Origin of the sequence: Stenotrophomonas sp. PI_27 (assembly GCF_027854495.1) — a bacterium.
Lineage (GTDB): Bacteria > Pseudomonadota > Gammaproteobacteria > Xanthomonadales > Xanthomonadaceae > Stenotrophomonas > Stenotrophomonas pavanii.
In genome coordinates this window covers 85139-99549 of record NZ_JAJNOF010000002.1, presented here as the reverse complement: position 1 = coordinate 99549, position 14411 = coordinate 85139, and the positions used below count along the sequence as shown (strand labels likewise).

Genomic DNA, 14411 nt, shown 5'->3' with positions numbered 1-14411 from the left:
TCAGCCGCGCCCGATCATCCAGCCGTCGCTGCCGCCAGAACTGAGGCCAATCAGGAGAGTCATCCCATGAAAATTCGACTGATCATCAATGATCAAGTGCTGTCAGCCACCCTGGAGGACAGGCTTCCTGCACGCGAGTTCATTGCTCAGTTGCCGCTGACCCTGCAACTTGAAGACTACGCCGCGACTGAGAAGATTGCGCAGCTGCCGCGCAGTCTGAACGTGGAGGGCGAGCCGAAGGGAATCACGCCCGTGGCAGGTGATATGGCCTTCTATGCGCCTTGGGGAAACCTGGCGATTTTTCACAGGCCTTTTGGCTATTCAAAGGGTCTCGTAAGGCTGGGTCGCATCGAAGGAGGGCTGCAGCTCCTTCGCAAGACCGGGGCCGTGGAGGTCCGCATTGAGTCGTTCTAGAGGCTGGCTGCCTATCTTGGGGCCCAGCCTTCTTGCCAATCTGCTGGGCGCGGCGACGCTTGCTGCCGTTCCAGGTCAGATGGCTTTCGCACACGAAGGAATAGCGATGCACACCAAATCAAATCAAGCCCCCACAACTGAACTGGATCCGCGCCGGAAAGCCATCATTCCGATCGGCGCCTTCGCAGCGGCCGGCGACTTGGATGGCCTTCATCAGGCGTTGAACCAGGGCCTGGACGCGGGATTGAGTCTGGCCGAAACGCGAGAGGTCCTGATGCAGCTCTACGCTTATGCGGGGTTTCCTCGGAGCCTGAACGCGTTGAGCGAACTGATGAAGGTGGCGGATGCGCGTAGACAGCAGGGCATCCAGGATGACGCCGGCCGCGAGCCCCGCAAGCCGATTCCCACAGGCGATGCCTTGCTCGCTGCAGGCACGGCAAACCAGACCAGGCTGGCCGGCGCTCCTGTCTCAGGGCCTTTGTTCGATTTTGCCCCGCAAGCAAATCAATACCTCCGTACGCACCTCTTCGGCGACATCTTCGAGCGCGACAATCTTGATTGGCAAAGGCGCGAATTGGCTACGGTCAGCATGCTGGCCGCCATGTACGGGGTGGAGCCCCAATTGCAGTCCCACATTGGAATCAGCATGAACATCGGCCTGCGGCCGGAGCAGCTGTACGATCTGGCCGATGTGCTTGAGGAGCGCGTCAGCCTCGATGCTGCCGAACGTGTTCGCGTCGCGATTCAACGTCAGCTTGAGGTTCGAAAAGAATGATGGTCGGGAAAGTGCTCCTTCGGCCTGCCTTGCGCGATGTGCTCGGCCACCAGCGGTTCCGGTGCGTATGCCAAGCCCAAGCCATCCAGTGCGGCATTGATGACGTGGGTCATGCTGTTGAAGACCAACGGCTCGTCGCCGCGCACGGTGAATTCCTTGCCCTTTTCTTCGAACTCCCAGGCATGGATCGCTCCGTCCGGGCGATGCCGGATGTGCATGCATCAGTGAGGAAGTGGCGCGGATCAGTGTCAGTGGCGCACTCTTGCCAGAGGCGGCGTTGAGGATGACCGGCCAGCAGGCTCGGCCGATGATGCCGGCACGTCTCGGGCCGGTTTCACAGATCTGTACCCCGCAGATGGGCATAGTGCCCCTTGGGTAGTGTGAGCGCGTCCATCCAGCCACGGGATTTTCCCGAACGCCAGGAGGTCACTGTGCCAAGTTGTGATGAAGGAATGAAGTTGACGCGTCGCCAGGTGATCGCCGGCGGCGTCACGACCGTGGCAATGTCCGCCGCACCGGGGGCGTCATCGCTCGCCGCCGAACTGGCAACGCCCCCGCCGCCCAGGCCGCCGGTCATCAGCACGGTGGCGTTGACCGTCAACGGCAAGCGGCGGGAGCTTGAGCTCGACACCCGGACCACGCTGCTCGATGCGCTGCGCGAACATCTGAAGCTGACCGGGACCAAGAAGGGCTGCGACCACGGTCAATGCGGTGCCTGCACCGTGCTGGTCAACGGTGAGCGCATCAATGCCTGCCTCAGCCTGGCGGTGCAGCACCAGGGCGATGCCATCACCACCATCGAAGGCCTCGGAACCCCCGATGACCTGCATCCGATGCAGGCCGCCTTCATCAAGCATGACGGCTACCAGTGCGGGTACTGCACGCCAGGGCAGATCTGCTCGGCGGTGGCGGTACTGGACGAGATCAAGCGGGGTGTCCCCAGCCATGTACAGGCGGACGTCAGTGCACGGCCCCGGGCCACCAACATGGAAATGCGCGAACGCATGAGCGGCAACCTCTGCCGCTGCGGGGCCTATTCCAACATTGCCGAAGCGATGGAAGAAGTCGCTGGCGTAACCTCTGCAGGGAGGCGCTCATGAGGGCCTTCAGTTACGAACGCGCCAGATCCCCGGCCGAGGCCGCCAAGGCCGTCGCCGGTACCGAGGGCGCGAAGTTCCTGGCCGGAGGGACCAATCTGCTCGACCTGATGAAGCTGGAGGTCGAGACGCCATCGCACCTGGTCGATGTGCAGGACATCGGCCTGGACAGGATCGAACCCACCGACGAGGGCGGCCTGCGCATCGGCACGCTGGTCACCAATACCGCGCTGGCCTCGCATGAGCGCGTGCGCCGCGACTACGCGGTGCTGACCCGCGCGATCGTGGCAGGCGCTTCCGGGCAGCTGCGCAACAAGGCCACCACCGGCGGCAACCTCCTGCAGCGCACGCGCTGCCCGTATTTCTACGACCCCCATCTGCCCTGCAACAAGCGCCTGCCCGGGTCGGGCTGCGGCGCACTCGAGGGGTTCTCCCGGCAGATGGGCGTGATCGGCACCTCGGACAGCTGCATCGCGACCTATCCGGGCGACATGGCGGTGGCCCTGCGGGTGCTGGACGCCTCGATCCAGACCGTCAGCGGTGACGGCAGTACGCGCAGCATCCCGATTGCCGATTTCCATCGTTCCCCCGGCGACAGGCCACAGCAGGACAACGTGCTGCAGCGCGGTGAGCTGATCACCCACGTCACGCTGCCGAAGCCCCTGGGCGGTCGGCACGTGTACCACAAGGTACGTGACCGCGCGTCCTATGCGTTCGCACTGGTGTCGGTCGCCGCGGTCGTGCAGCGAGACGGCTCGGCGCGGTTCGCCTTCGGTGGAGTTGCGCCGAAGCCGTGGCGCGTCGAGGCGGCCGAACCGCTGCTGCGCGACGGCGTAAAGGCCGCGGCCCGGCAGGTGTTCGCCGGTGCCCGTCCGACGCGGGAGAATGCGTTCAAGATCGCGCTCGCCGAGCGCACCCTCGCAGCCGTGCTGGTGGAAGGAGAGCGCTGATGCCCCTTGAATTCAACGCCCCCGCCGGCGACAACCTGTTCGACAGGGCCAAGGTCGTCGGCAAGTCGACGCCGCGCATCGACGGTCCACGCAAGACCACCGGCACCGCCCCCTATGCCTACGAGCGCCACGACGTGGCCCCAAACCAGGCCTACGGCTACATCGTCGGTGCGGGCATCGGCAAGGGGCGCATCATTTCGATGGATGCCTCCCGCGCACGTGCCGCGCCCGGCGTACTGGCGGTCATCACCGCACCGGAAACCAAGCCGGTCGGCAAATCGAACTGGAACAATGCGCCGCTGTTCGGCGGACCCGAAGTGGCCCACTACCACCAGGCCATCGCGTGCGTGGTGGCAGAGACCTTCGAGCAGGCCCGCGCCGCCGCGGCGCTGATCCGCACCCGCTACGAGCGCAGCAAGGGCCGCTTCGATTTCCCGGCCCTGGCACCGTCCGCACCGCTGGCAAAGGGGCGTGACGGCAAGCCCGACCGGCAGGCGTTGGGCGATTTCGACACCGCCTACGCGAGCGCCGCGGTCAAGCTCGACGAGACCTATCACACCTCCGACGAAAGTCATTCGATGATGGAGCCGCACGCCACCATCGCCGCTTGGGAGGGTGACACGCTCACGCTGTGGACGGCAAACCAGATGATCGACTGGGCCAGGCAGGGCATGGCGGCGATCCTCGGCATCGATCCTGCCAAGGTGCGCGTGGACTCGCCCTATGTCGGCGGCGGCTTCGGCGGCAAGCTGTTCATCCGTGCCGACGCGGTGCTGGCCGCGTTGGCCGCCAAGCAGGTCGGGCGACCGGTGAAGATCGCGCTGCAACGCCCGTTGATGCCCAACAACACCACGCACCGGCACGCCACCCTCCAGCGCGTGCGGATCGGCTGCGGAAAGGATGGCCGGATCTCCGCCATCGCCCATGAGAACTGGTCGGGCAACATCAACGGCGAGGATGGCGAAAACGGTACCCTGCAGACGCCCAAGCTCTATGCAGGCGCCAACCGCCTGGTGGCCAACTACATCGCCACGCTCGACATGCCCGAAGGCAATGCGATGCGCGCACCGGGCGAAGCACCGGGCCACATGGCGCTGGAAGTGGCGATGGACGAAATGGCCGAGAAGCTGGGCCTCGATCCGATCGCGTTCCGCATCCTCAACGAGCCCGAGGTCGTGCCCGGCGACCCGTCCAAGAAGTTCTCCGACCGCAACCTGGTGCGCTGCCTGCGCGAAGGCGCGGAGCGCTTCAACTGGAACAAGCGCAACGTCAGGCCGGCGCAGGTCAGGGAAGGGCATTGGCTGGTCGGCATGGGCGTGTCCGCGGGCTATCGCGGCGCACCGACGATGAAGTCGGCGGCGCGGGTCCGGCTTGACGGCCAGGGCGGGGTGATTGTCGAGACCGACATGACCGACATCGGCACCGGCTCCTACACGATCATCGCGCAGACGGCAGCCGAGACCATGGGCGTGCCGCTGGACCAGGTCCAGGTCACCCTCGGTGACTCCCGTCATCCCGCCTCTGCCGGTTCCGGCGGCCAGTGGGGCGCGGCAAGCTCCACCGCGGGCGTGTACGCGGCGTGCGTCAGCCTGCGCCGCAAGGTGGGCGAGAAACTCGGCTTCGACGGCGACACCGCAGACTTCGCCAATGGCCGCATCCAAGCGGGTGGTCGGACCATCAAGCTGGCGGAGGCGGGAACCCTGTCGGCGGAGGACGGCATTGCCTTCGGCGACTTCAAACAAGGCTACGACGTCGGCACCTATGCAGGGCATTTCTGCGAGGTCGCCGTGCATGCCTACACTGGAGAAACGCGCATTCGTCGCATGCTTGCCGTATGCGACGGCGGCCGGATCCTCAATCCGCTGTCTGCACGCAGCCAGGTCATCGGCGGGATGGTGATGGGTGCGGGCGCGACCCTGATGGAGGAGCTGGTGGTCGACAAACGGCTTGGTTTGTTCATCAACCACGACCTGGCCGGCTACGAGGTTCCCGTGCACGCCGACATTCCGTACCAGGAAGTGGTCTTCCTCGACACGCTGGATCCGGTGATCTCGCCGATGAAGGCCAAGGGTGTGGGCGAACTGGGCATCTGCGGGGTTGGCGCCGCGATCGCCAATGCGATCTACAACGCAACCGGCGTGCGCGTGCGCAACTATCCCATTACCCTGGACAAGCTGTTGCCCGGCTTGCCCGACGTGGGCTGACCCTTGCGCATGGACCGACCCGCAGCCTCGCCCACTCTGGAGGCCTCCGCCGCAGGCGGAGGGGAGCCCGGCGATCTTGCCGAGGACCTGTCCGCAGCGCCAGGTTTCCTCGCCGAAGGCAGCCCGCGCGGCGTACTCGAGACGGCCTTGACGCGCGTGCGCGCGGGGGAGCACGCCGTGCTCGCGCTGGTGCTGGAAACCGATGGCTCCACTTACGCCGGTGCCGGCGACATGGTGCTGTTCTGCAACGGCAGCCAGGTCGGCTGGCTGAGCGGCGGATGCCTGGAGCCCGAGCTCGCGCGACGCGCGGAGCAGGTAAGTGCGGCAGGGCAGGTCGACTGGATCGAGATCGACACCCGCAGTGACGACGACCTGTTGAGCGGGTCCGCGCTCGGCTGCCGCGGCCGGCTTCGGATTGCGCTCCTGCCATTGCGTGCCATGGCCGGCATCGACGACGTGATCGAAGCTTGGTTGCGCGAGGGTGTGTCACTCCAGCGCGACCTTCGCACGTCGGGGCAGGTCATTTTCCGTGCCGGCCATCGCGAGCAGGCGTGGCAGCTGCATCCGATGGAGGGTACGCAGCCCTTTGGCGAGGGCGAGTGGCGTTTGCCGTTGCCCCGGCTTCCGCGCGCCCTGGTGTTGGGGGGCGGCCCCGAAACGCCCTTCCTGGTTCCGTTGCTGCGCGGCCTGGGATGGCGGGTCAGCGTGGCCGAACGGCGAGCGCGCTGGGTCTCAGCCGGGCAGTGCGCGGATGCGCATCTTCAGACCAGCCCGGCCGATGCCCTTCATGGCGACCAGTGCGACGCGGCACTGGTGATGCATCACGATTTCGAACTGGACCGGGAGGCGCTGGTGGCCCTGGCTGATACCAACGTCGCGTTCGTTGGACTGCTGGGGCCGCGGCGAAGGCGCGAGGACCTGTTCAAGCTGCTGACACCGGATCAGCGCCACCGCCTGTCCCCGAGACTTCAATCACCGGTCGGCCTGAACATCGGCGGCCGAGGGCCAGAGGCGATTTCGCTCAGCATCGCCGCGCAGCTGCAGCAATGGCGAAGCGCGCACGGCAGGTGACTGACGCGCTTGCCGTCATCGTGCTTGCTGCCGGCGGGAGCACCCGACTTGGCCAGCCCAAGCAGCTCCTCACCCGGCAGGGCGAGACCCTGGTACATCGCGTGGTGCGATTGGCGGGGGAGGTCGCGCCAGCGCAGGTACTGGTCGTGGTGGGCGCGAACGCACAGGCCGTGACATCCAGCATTGACGGGCTGGATGCCACTCCGGTAACCAACCACCACTGGGAGCGTGGCCTGGCGAGCAGTCTGCAGGTTGCCGGCGCACACCTGCTGCCCACGGTGACCGCGGTGATGATCCTGGCATGCGACCAGCCCGCAATCGAGCGCTCCCATCTGCAGGCGCTGCTTTTGGGTGCCCGCGCCGCAGCGTCAACGTGCGCGGGCACCCGCCACGGAAATGCGCTTGGCGTTCCCGCAGTCGTGCCGCGCGCCTGGTTCACCGCTGTCGGTGCATCCGGTGACCGCGGTTTCGGAGCGCGCCTGCGGCAACTTCCTGTCGATACGGTGCATGTCCTGCAGGCACCGGAACTGGGCCTGGATATCGATACGCCAGAAGATCTTGCGCGTGCGCGCGATGCGGGTTGGATCGATGCCGGGAGGTGACCCGCATGGTCATTGGGCCAATGCCTGTCGCGCAGGTGACTAGTGCGGGCCACATCGCGCGCCCTCAGGCACCTCGCCCCCGAACATCTGCAGCACCCGATCCAACAGAACAGGTTCCGGCACGTCAGCCAGCACCTGCTCCAGATAGCCCACCGGCTCCAGCTGCCATTGAAGCAACGTGCCAAGCTGCACAACGGCGGGCGCCCGCTGCTCCGCGTCCAGTGAGACCTGCAACAGCAGATGGTGCGAGCGCCTCTCCATCCACAGCACGGGTATGCCCCGGCAATGAACCTGGAACTCGGCATCTCGGCGCCGCTCGACGAACTGGAAGCCCTGTCGTGGCCGAGAGTCCACGAACTGCATCGCCTGGCGGCGCAGTTGTGAGAATCGATCGTCGTTGATGCTTTGGAACGCGACAGGCGAGGGCACCGGCGTCGCCGGCCACTTCGCCTGTGCCGCAACCACCACCACAAGACAGAGCGCGTTGGCCGCCCAGCGGCACCACGCCACTCAGCCCTCCGGATGCAGTCGGGTACTGGCGTGTGCGGTAAGGCCGATTCCGGCCATGATCAGGCCCTCCATGACGCGAGGGCCAACGTACTGTTCCAGTTCGCCGTTCTCGCGGGCGCGCTGCGCGGCCAGCCAGATCTCCAGCACCACCCGAAGACCCGCCAGCGAGCAGTCGGTGTCCGCCAAGGCGATGCGTCGGCCGGGCATCTGATGGCGTTCCGGCCACGGCTGGCCATCGGAGGCAGCGCCCGAGCCGATGCTGTGGAGCAGGGCGATGAGGGTGTTCGGGTCCAGTGCGGGGCCGTTGGCGGGCGCGTCGTGGATCGGGTTCGGGGTAGGGGAGTGGGGCTGGTTCATGGCAGGGCTCCTTGCGCGCATGCAGAAGCCGCCACCGATAAAGGTGGCGGACGGTGCGTGGTTCGAAACCCGGTCTACGCTAAACCGGCAGGCACAAGGCCTCCACGCACCGCCCGCCATAGTCGGCCGACGGATTGCCAGCCGGCACCACCTGAGGGGTGATGCCGGCTGGCAAGCGTTTACTTCAGCGTAGAACCGGGGTTTCGAATCCCGGCCACCTGTTTTCGGTGGCACGGAAAGGAATACGCCCGGCTGTGCGCGATGCCAATGCAGTAAGGCCGATGCCGTCACCACATTCAACACTTTCAGAATCGTTGCATGCGGCGCAATGAGGCTGGAGCGTTGCGCTGCAAGGCTGTTGGCGATGTCGGCGGCGCGGGCCTACGGGCTGTCGGCATCGGCCTGGCGGGACCATGAGCGAGGCGGATGCGACAGAATTGCCAAGGGCTGTCATAAGTCAGTATCCCTTCCCCGGGATTTTGTCCGCTTCCAGCAAACTGTCTTGGCAGTGCCCCGTGCCTTGACTACCCGACTACTGCATTGGTATAATCAAATTCCGCACCAGTGGTGGAATTGGCATACACGCAATCTTTGCCTTGGCTTCTTCATCAGAGGGATCCAAGGAAAGGTGTCTCTTCGGAGATACGAGTTCGAATCTCGTCTGGTGCACCAGCTTGACATGGAACCCCGCCTGGGCGGGGTTTTTCTCGATACTCATCCCAAGGTAGCCGGCTAGGCTCAGGTAAAGTGCGTCGCAGGTAAATCCGCGCATCGCGCACGACTGCGCCGCTCCAATTATGGAGCGGAAGCCATGGGCCAGACCAATGCTGTCGCGCCTGGCGACCCGCTTTCGTACTGATCACGACGAGCAACAGTCGCTCCCGACACCTGCCTGCGGACCTGCCGCACCTCGAGCGAAGAGGATGAACTAAGCAACTTCTGCTGGCATTTAATGGGCCTCTATGTTGCTCGCCATCACGCATCAACGGTCGCGCCATCGAATCGCAGCGGCTCAGCCCCTTGCAACTGTCTAACCAGCGACTCCTGTGAGGTATCTGTAAGATCGTTGCGACGTAGTCGCAAGCTATCGATCAACGCCTTGTTGGCCAACTCGTGGCCATCGAGCAATGTGTACCAGTTGAGGATATACCGTTTGGACTTTCCGTCGTTGTGATAGAGCCCCGGCTCACCGCTCGCTGCCTTATCACGCAGTCGGTCAGCAATCTCGGTGTCGGCATCGGATATCTTGCGTCCGACCAAAATTAGCTCAAATTTGATGTGGTCGCTGCTAAAGGCCGGGTGCTTCCTTAGGATTCCAGCATAGTCGTCCAACTGACGCATGTGCTTGATATTCAAAGAGACGCTTGGCCGCTTGATTTCAATAACTACGCAGCGGTACATCGCTTTACCGAAGCTATCGAAGCACGGCACTTTTCGAGCCAAGAACAGATCCGGCTGGCGTGATGCTCCGGCGAAAGAAGCATCACCCTCGAGATCTTCAGGATCAACGCTATGAATGCCTGGCACCATGTTGCGGTGCTTTCGCGTGATCTCGGTAAAGGTTGCCTCTTCGGCGCCGAGGATCTCGTATTGGGGGCCGAAAAGCCACGTGTGATTTTCAATGATCCTTTGCAGATCAGGAGTTTCCCGAACTTCGGCGTAGTGCTCTTGCATCAGCACCCTGAGCTCCTGAATGGTGTTGATCCTCCGCTGAAGGACCTCAATCGTGTTGACGATATTTTCCAGCGTTGTCCTCTGCAGCTGCGCAGCAAGTGCGCTTGAAGCTTGTTGGTCGAGATCAAGAACACCATTCAAAATCTCCCACAGAGAATCGTTCTCGTCGGAGATTGCCAGGCGATCAAGGAGGCGAATGAGCACCTTGATCTGTTTCTTGTTGAGCGAGAACAATGTCGGATCTGCAACGTAGATGTTCTTAACGAGCTCCTTGGTGTTTTCCAGGCGCCACGCTGCCTCAGGAGGCTCCAGCCCCGCATAGCTTGGAAAGTGACCATCCTCCTCAAACTGCGCCACCTTCTTTTCCGCCTCGTCACGCAGGAATTGTTCGTAGATCGCCCGCGTAATTGCAGATACGTTCTTTTCCAGCTCCGCCCAAATTCGCGAGCCCCTCGTGTTTGCCTTGGGATTAAGTAAATCGGCAGAATCCGCATAAGAGTCGGCCCAGGGTGAGGCGACATATACACTGAGATGGAAGTTCTTCTTGTTGTTCAAACTGCTCAACTGACGGTGAACCGTGCGTCCGGCGCTGTCGATCAGATATACATATGATTTTTCATCGTTAGGCCTGTCGATCCAGCGAATAACGTCCACCTTGAAAGGGGTACCCTCAAGCTTAAGCAGATGCCCGCTCAGCTCATGAGCGGGGATGGGCACGACCTCGCCATCAATATTCAAGTGCTTAGCAGTATGCAGCGCCAAGTACCAGCCAAAGGTCTGGCTGAATGCCGCTAGCATTTCTTCCCGACCAGGCAGCTGACTGTGCAAACGACTGAGCACCACCGTCGTGCCGGACGGCCCCGTTACGTATTGGCCCACATCGCCTTCTCTGATAGAAAACTTGCGGATATCGCTTTCGTCAATTGAAATAAGCGCATCCCTGCCTTGATGGCGGGTGTGCCACTCAGCCTGATGGGATAGGCGATGAAAGGCGAGCCTGCCACGGCCGTGCGAGCCGTGCTGTGCCACGTCGAGTTTCTTCGCCGAGTCATTGAAAAGACCGAAGTTAGCCTCCGGAGTGTCGAAGCGGATGCCTTCGCCGTCGTCTTGCACTAGTATCTCTGTGACACCGCCGAGCTCATTGCGAAGCTGGCGCACGGCGATCTTCGAAGCTCCGGCATCGAGCCCATTCCAAACCAGTTCATAGATGGCCTGAATTGGATCAGTTGACCTGAAGTGTTTCTTGATGCCTTCGCCGGTAATTCGGGTTTCACTCGTTACAGTGCGAATAGCCACGCTCAATCCTTGATGGCTGGAGGGAAAGTCGGTGCGCATGCAGAGGCCAGTGTCCATGGGGCGCAGGATGCGCGCCGGAGGTCTCAGTGACTGAGAATGTACCGCAGCCTGCCCTTCCTGTGTATGCGATCTTAGGCCCGTAGGCTAGGTCAATCCACGACTGACTTGATGCGATCCCGAGGCCTGTCTGCATCCATTCGGCGAGGCCGTAAGTGGGCGGATGCGACAGGATTGCTAATAAGGGCCGTCAGGCGTCAGTAGCCTTTCAGCGCAACCTTGCTCCGCTCCAACCACGCGGCATTGTGGCTGCGCGCGTGGCGCGACCAGTGCTGGGCATCGTCGATGATGCTGGCGAACAGGCTGCGGGCCTGCTCACGGTCGGCAGGCTGCGGTTGTGCCATCAGCACTCGGCGTAGAGGCAGCGCGCAGTCGCATCGCTTCCGCATTCGACGGCGCGGTCGAACGCGGCGCGCGCACCGGGCGCCTGAGAGGCTGCCAGTGCCTGCGCATAGAGCAGGGTCTGTTCCGACTTACGGCGCACGTCCGGGTGTCGAGCAAACAGACCATCCAGCGTCTCCACCGCAAGTGCGGCGTGCCTGGACTCGAGGCGGGCACGGGCCAGGCCGGTCAGAATGTAAGGGTCGTCACCCAGTGGCGAGCTTGCGGCCTGCTCAAGCAGGGTTCTGGCTTCCTCCGCCTGGCCGGCATCGAGCAGCGTCATGCCCAGGCGAACACGGTTCTGCACGGTGGGCGTGCGCGCCAGCTCGACGCGAGCGTTGCGCAGGTCCTGGCCCGGGTCCATGAGCTGCTTGGCGGAGCGGACCACCTGCCGCGCGCCGCGCGAGTTACGGGCTTCCGGGAAGTAGATCGCCAGGAAGTAGACGACGCTACCGAGCAGCGGGAACGAGAAGAGCAGGATCAGCCAGTAGAGGCTCTGGCCCGAGCGGATGGCGTGCACCGCGAAGTAGATGGCCGCCAGCACGTGGAGTCCGATTCCGATATAGGGCATGTATGCCGCCTCGTCCTTGTGAGGGGTGGGACTATAGTGGGGGAGGGGTGGGGCGCCAATGGGGTGGGGCGATCGGGCGTGACGCGTCACGTTAATGGAGTGGATTCTGCAGGGCGGAGCGCTGCATGCCACTATGTGGCCGAGCTGCATTGATGGAAGGGGGATACATGGAGCGTACGAAAAAGACACTGACGATGGCCGATGTTGCTGGATGGGGTTCGGCGCTCGTCACCTTTGGATTGATTCAAGGCGCCTTCTATCTGAAGGCGTACTGGGGCCATTTCGGACTGGATCCCTTTCAGTTTGTCGCCGTAAGCGAGCTTGCGCTGGCGGGCCTTGCGAGCATTGGCATGGTGTTGTTGTTCCTGCCGGTTGCGTTGCTACTTGGTGGCTGGATCGAAGGAAAGGTGACGGCGAGCAAGTCTAAATCCAGCCTGCTGGCGTGGTTGGCGATGGTGCTTTGTCTTGTGGGTCTGGTGGCAGTGCTTTGGTGGTCGAACGGATGGTCCCTTCTGATAGGTGCAGCCTCGGTGGGCATATATGCAATAGCTGTGCGCCTGTCACCAGTGCTCCCAACCGCCGTAAAGGACTCGCCGTGGCTGATCTATGCTCTCGTAATGCTTGTCTACGTGTCGATTTCTTCGAGTTGGCTTGGATCGCGGCGCGCCAAGGAGATCACTGCCAGCGGAAACCCGTCCACGGTGAGTGTGACAATTGATGGCAAAGTACAAGGCGGCCTGGAACTTGCGGGTCGCTTAGGTGATAGTTACGTGCTGTGGGAGCCAGCGGGGAAAGTTGTGCTTCTTGTGCCTGCGGAGGACGTCAATAAGCTGGAGATCGCGCAAAAGCGTGTGATGCCTGTCAAGTCAACCCAATCGTGATGAGGAATTTCTATCTGAGGTGGTGAATGGCCGCAGATGCTCGAGATCAACGCAGGGTGGTCAGTTGATCCTTGGAGATACTCAGCACCGCACCTCTCTCAGCTAGCTAGATGGAAAAAAAGGCACCTGCATTTCAGCAGCAAGAACCCTTTAAATAATTGGAAATCTCGTGAAAACTCAGGCTCAGCCTCTCCTTTGGAATGACAGATGGACCGCCGTCGAGGGCGTAAAAAAACGTGGCGGCGGACAGGGCTCCATTACGCAAGTTCGCGGAAACGTCTGTGGACGGCTTGGCGCACTGAAAGAAATGCTCCCAGATCCACAAGATCGTGACGAGCGCCGGAGGCGAATGAAGCAAGAGGTTGCGGGACTAATAAAAGTTCAAGGGGACGGCGTCCCCCAAATCTTTGAATCTAACGTTAGCCAAGCCGCAGATGACGAAGAGCTTTACCTCGTCCAGGCCTGGATTGACGGTAATAACCTGCAGCAGTACGTGACAGCGCCCATGCCTATCGACGAATCGCTGGAAATTGCACTGTCACTAGCGCGCATTGTTGAAAGATGTCATGCCAATGGCGTCCTGCATCGCGACATCAAGCCAGAGAACATTATTGTTGACACAGCAGGGAAGCTGCATCTGGTCGACTTCGGCATCGCCTGGCTCCCCCTCGAAGATCGCGAGGACGGGTGGCATACGCGAGCAGGGCAGGAACTCGGGAATCGCTTTGTGCGCCTGCCGGAGATGACCGCTGGCCAGCTGCGCAATGACCCCAGATCGGACGTTACCTTCGTGGTTGCAATACTTTTCTACCTTCTGACAAACGAATACCCGCGAACGTTGTCGTTCGGCGGGGGCGGCGAACCACCCCATAAGCGCCTGCGCAATTCTTTTCCGACTACAACTAAAGATGACCCCAGGATGGATAGGCTAACCAGCATCTTTGATGTCGGTTTCCAGCTTGCGCCAAATCTGCGCTTCCAATCAATCGACAATCTAATCGAGCGCATTGATGAGATTCAACACCCTCGCCAGACCGCTCAACCCGTCGACATGGCGGAATCGGTGGCGCGATATCAGGAAATGATGAGTGAGCACGAGACGGCACAGCGCCACATCGTCCTCATGTCCATGCGAGGGGCCGCTGTTGCCTTTGAGCAGCGTATTCGAGAGCTTAGCGAATCACAGCAACTCGTTCCGTCGATGATGGCGGGCAGCCCGCTTCGAGAGAACGACTCTTGGGTTACGTCCGTGACTTTTACACACGCCACAGGGGGGCAGGAAGTGTCATCACGACACGTGATACAGATGAACGAGGCGGATATCGTCTGCACATTCAGCGTTGACGGCGAGCGTAGCGATTACTACCAAGGGCACGCAGTAGACACCATCAGGTTGAACGAAGAGGTGCGCCACCACGCAGACATTTTCTTCGCCCTGGTGCTAGGCGCGTTCGTACGGAAGGTGGCTGCCCAGCGTGCATTCATGAATCTACTTGAGTACTGAGTAAATGAATAGCCTAGATGAGCTTTCGGCGGCCGATTGATGAGCAGTCTGTTTCGACCGCCGAGCG

General features: G+C 62.2%; 13 protein-coding genes, 1 tRNA gene and 1 pseudogene. 10 read left to right on the top strand and 5 right to left on the bottom strand.

The annotated features are described in order from the left end of the window. Positions 1–66 precede the first annotated feature (66 nt). Both LRM18_RS02700 and LRM18_RS02695 read left to right on the top strand, forming a co-directional pair. Positions 67–414 (top strand): cyclophilin-like fold protein, encoded by a 348-nt coding sequence (locus LRM18_RS02700; RefSeq protein WP_270950855.1) that lies wholly within the window; start codon positions 67–69, stop codon positions 412–414. A gap of 106 nt (positions 415–520) precedes the next feature. Further along, on the top strand, positions 521–1189 hold the full coding sequence (locus LRM18_RS02695) for a carboxymuconolactone decarboxylase family protein (RefSeq protein WP_270950853.1): 669 nt from the start codon (positions 521–523) through the stop codon (positions 1187–1189). Here LRM18_RS02695 and LRM18_RS02690 read toward each other — a convergent pair. After that, a complete protein-coding gene (locus LRM18_RS02690; protein WP_064238542.1) occupies positions 1165–1407 on the bottom strand; it encodes a hypothetical protein in 243 nt (80 codons plus the stop codon). The two genes, LRM18_RS02695 and LRM18_RS02690, sit on opposite strands and share 25 nt — an antisense overlap. A gap of 234 nt (positions 1408–1641) precedes the next feature. Between LRM18_RS02690 and paoA the strand changes: the two genes are divergently transcribed. Genes paoA through LRM18_RS02665 form a run of 5 tightly spaced genes read left to right on the top strand, consistent with a single transcriptional unit; the run spans position 1642 to position 7113 of the window. Continuing rightward, complete coding sequence (gene paoA, locus LRM18_RS02685) at positions 1642–2289, top strand: aldehyde dehydrogenase iron-sulfur subunit PaoA (RefSeq protein WP_014647154.1); 648 nt, start codon at positions 1642–1644, stop codon at positions 2287–2289. Continuing rightward, positions 2286–3236 (top strand): xanthine dehydrogenase family protein subunit M, encoded by a 951-nt coding sequence (locus LRM18_RS02680; RefSeq protein ID WP_270950849.1) that lies wholly within the window; start codon positions 2286–2288, stop codon positions 3234–3236. The genes paoA and LRM18_RS02680 overlap by 4 nt, the downstream gene beginning before the upstream one ends. Beyond that, positions 3236–5440: an aldehyde oxidoreductase molybdenum-binding subunit PaoC gene (paoC, locus tag LRM18_RS02675; protein ID WP_270950847.1), complete on the top strand. Its 2205-nt coding sequence runs from the start codon at positions 3236–3238 to the stop codon at positions 5438–5440. Before LRM18_RS02680 ends, paoC begins: the two co-directional genes overlap by 1 nt. Positions 5441–5449: 9 nt before the next feature. Further along, on the top strand, positions 5450–6511 hold the full coding sequence (locus tag LRM18_RS02670; protein WP_270950845.1) for an XdhC/CoxI family protein: 1062 nt from the start codon (positions 5450–5452) through the stop codon (positions 6509–6511). Continuing rightward, a complete protein-coding gene (locus LRM18_RS02665) occupies positions 6487–7113 on the top strand; it encodes a nucleotidyltransferase family protein (protein ID WP_270950843.1) in 627 nt (208 codons plus the stop codon). Before LRM18_RS02670 ends, LRM18_RS02665 begins: the two co-directional genes overlap by 25 nt. A 39-nt stretch (positions 7114–7152) precedes the next feature. Here LRM18_RS02665 and LRM18_RS02660 read toward each other — a convergent pair whose 3' ends face one another. Both LRM18_RS02660 and LRM18_RS02655 read right to left on the bottom strand, forming a co-directional pair. Next, on the bottom strand, positions 7153–7623 hold the full coding sequence (locus LRM18_RS02660) for a hypothetical protein (protein ID WP_270950841.1): 471 nt from the start codon (positions 7621–7623) through the stop codon (positions 7153–7155). Then, positions 7624–7980 carry a hypothetical protein gene (locus LRM18_RS02655; RefSeq protein ID WP_270950839.1) on the bottom strand — a complete coding sequence of 119 codons (357 nt, stop codon included), beginning with the start codon at positions 7978–7980 and terminating at the stop codon, positions 7624–7626. A 558-nt stretch (positions 7981–8538) separates the two neighbouring features. On the opposite strand from LRM18_RS02655, the gene LRM18_RS02650 reads away from it, so the two are divergent. After that, positions 8539–8652, top strand: a tRNA-OTHER gene (locus tag LRM18_RS02650). A 303-nt stretch (positions 8653–8955) separates the two neighbouring features. Here the strand turns inward: LRM18_RS02650 and LRM18_RS02645 are convergent. Both LRM18_RS02645 and LRM18_RS02635 read right to left on the bottom strand, forming a co-directional pair. Continuing rightward, complete coding sequence (locus tag LRM18_RS02645; protein ID WP_014647148.1) at positions 8956–10989, bottom strand: ATP-binding protein; 2034 nt, start codon at positions 10987–10989, stop codon at positions 8956–8958. 215 nt (positions 10990–11204) lie between these two features. Continuing rightward, a pseudogene (locus LRM18_RS02635) lies at positions 11205–11959 on the bottom strand (hypothetical protein). Between the two features lie 167 nt (positions 11960–12126). On the opposite strand from LRM18_RS02635, the gene LRM18_RS02630 reads away from it, so the two are divergent. Both LRM18_RS02630 and LRM18_RS02625 read left to right on the top strand, forming a co-directional pair. After that, positions 12127–12840, top strand: a complete 714-nt coding sequence (locus LRM18_RS02630) for a hypothetical protein (protein WP_270950832.1) — start codon at positions 12127–12129, stop codon at positions 12838–12840. A gap of 169 nt (positions 12841–13009) precedes the next feature. Beyond that, positions 13010–14344, top strand: a complete 1335-nt coding sequence (locus LRM18_RS02625; RefSeq protein WP_270950830.1) for a protein kinase — start codon at positions 13010–13012, stop codon at positions 14342–14344. Positions 14345–14411: the final 67 nt, after the last annotated feature.

What these genes read in the sequence shown, in the direction of transcription:
- LRM18_RS02690 (WP_064238542.1), bottom strand. Translation starts at nt 1,407, where the DNA reads ATGCACATCCGGCATCGCCCGGACGGAGCGATCCATGCCTGGGAGTTC.
- LRM18_RS02700 (WP_270950855.1), top strand. Translation starts at nt 67, where the DNA reads ATGAAAATTCGACTGATCATCAATGATCAAGTGCTGTCAGCCACCCTG.
- LRM18_RS02695 (WP_270950853.1), top strand. Translation starts at nt 521, where the DNA reads ATGCACACCAAATCAAATCAAGCCCCCACAACTGAACTGGATCCGCGC.
- LRM18_RS02645 (WP_014647148.1), bottom strand. Translation starts at nt 10,989, where the DNA reads ATGCGCACCGACTTTCCCTCCAGCCATCAAGGATTGAGCGTGGCTATT.
- paoA (WP_014647154.1), top strand. Translation starts at nt 1,642, where the DNA reads ATGAAGTTGACGCGTCGCCAGGTGATCGCCGGCGGCGTCACGACCGTG.
- LRM18_RS02655 (WP_270950839.1), bottom strand. Translation starts at nt 7,980, where the DNA reads ATGAACCAGCCCCACTCCCCTACCCCGAACCCGATCCACGACGCGCCC.
- paoC (WP_270950847.1), top strand. Translation starts at nt 3,236, where the DNA reads ATGCCCCTTGAATTCAACGCCCCCGCCGGCGACAACCTGTTCGACAGG.
- LRM18_RS02680 (WP_270950849.1), top strand. Translation starts at nt 2,286, where the DNA reads ATGAGGGCCTTCAGTTACGAACGCGCCAGATCCCCGGCCGAGGCCGCC.
- LRM18_RS02670 (WP_270950845.1), top strand. Translation starts at nt 5,450, where the DNA reads ATGGACCGACCCGCAGCCTCGCCCACTCTGGAGGCCTCCGCCGCAGGC.
- LRM18_RS02665 (WP_270950843.1), top strand. Translation starts at nt 6,487, where the DNA reads ATGGCGAAGCGCGCACGGCAGGTGACTGACGCGCTTGCCGTCATCGTG.
- LRM18_RS02630 (WP_270950832.1), top strand. Translation starts at nt 12,127, where the DNA reads ATGGAGCGTACGAAAAAGACACTGACGATGGCCGATGTTGCTGGATGG.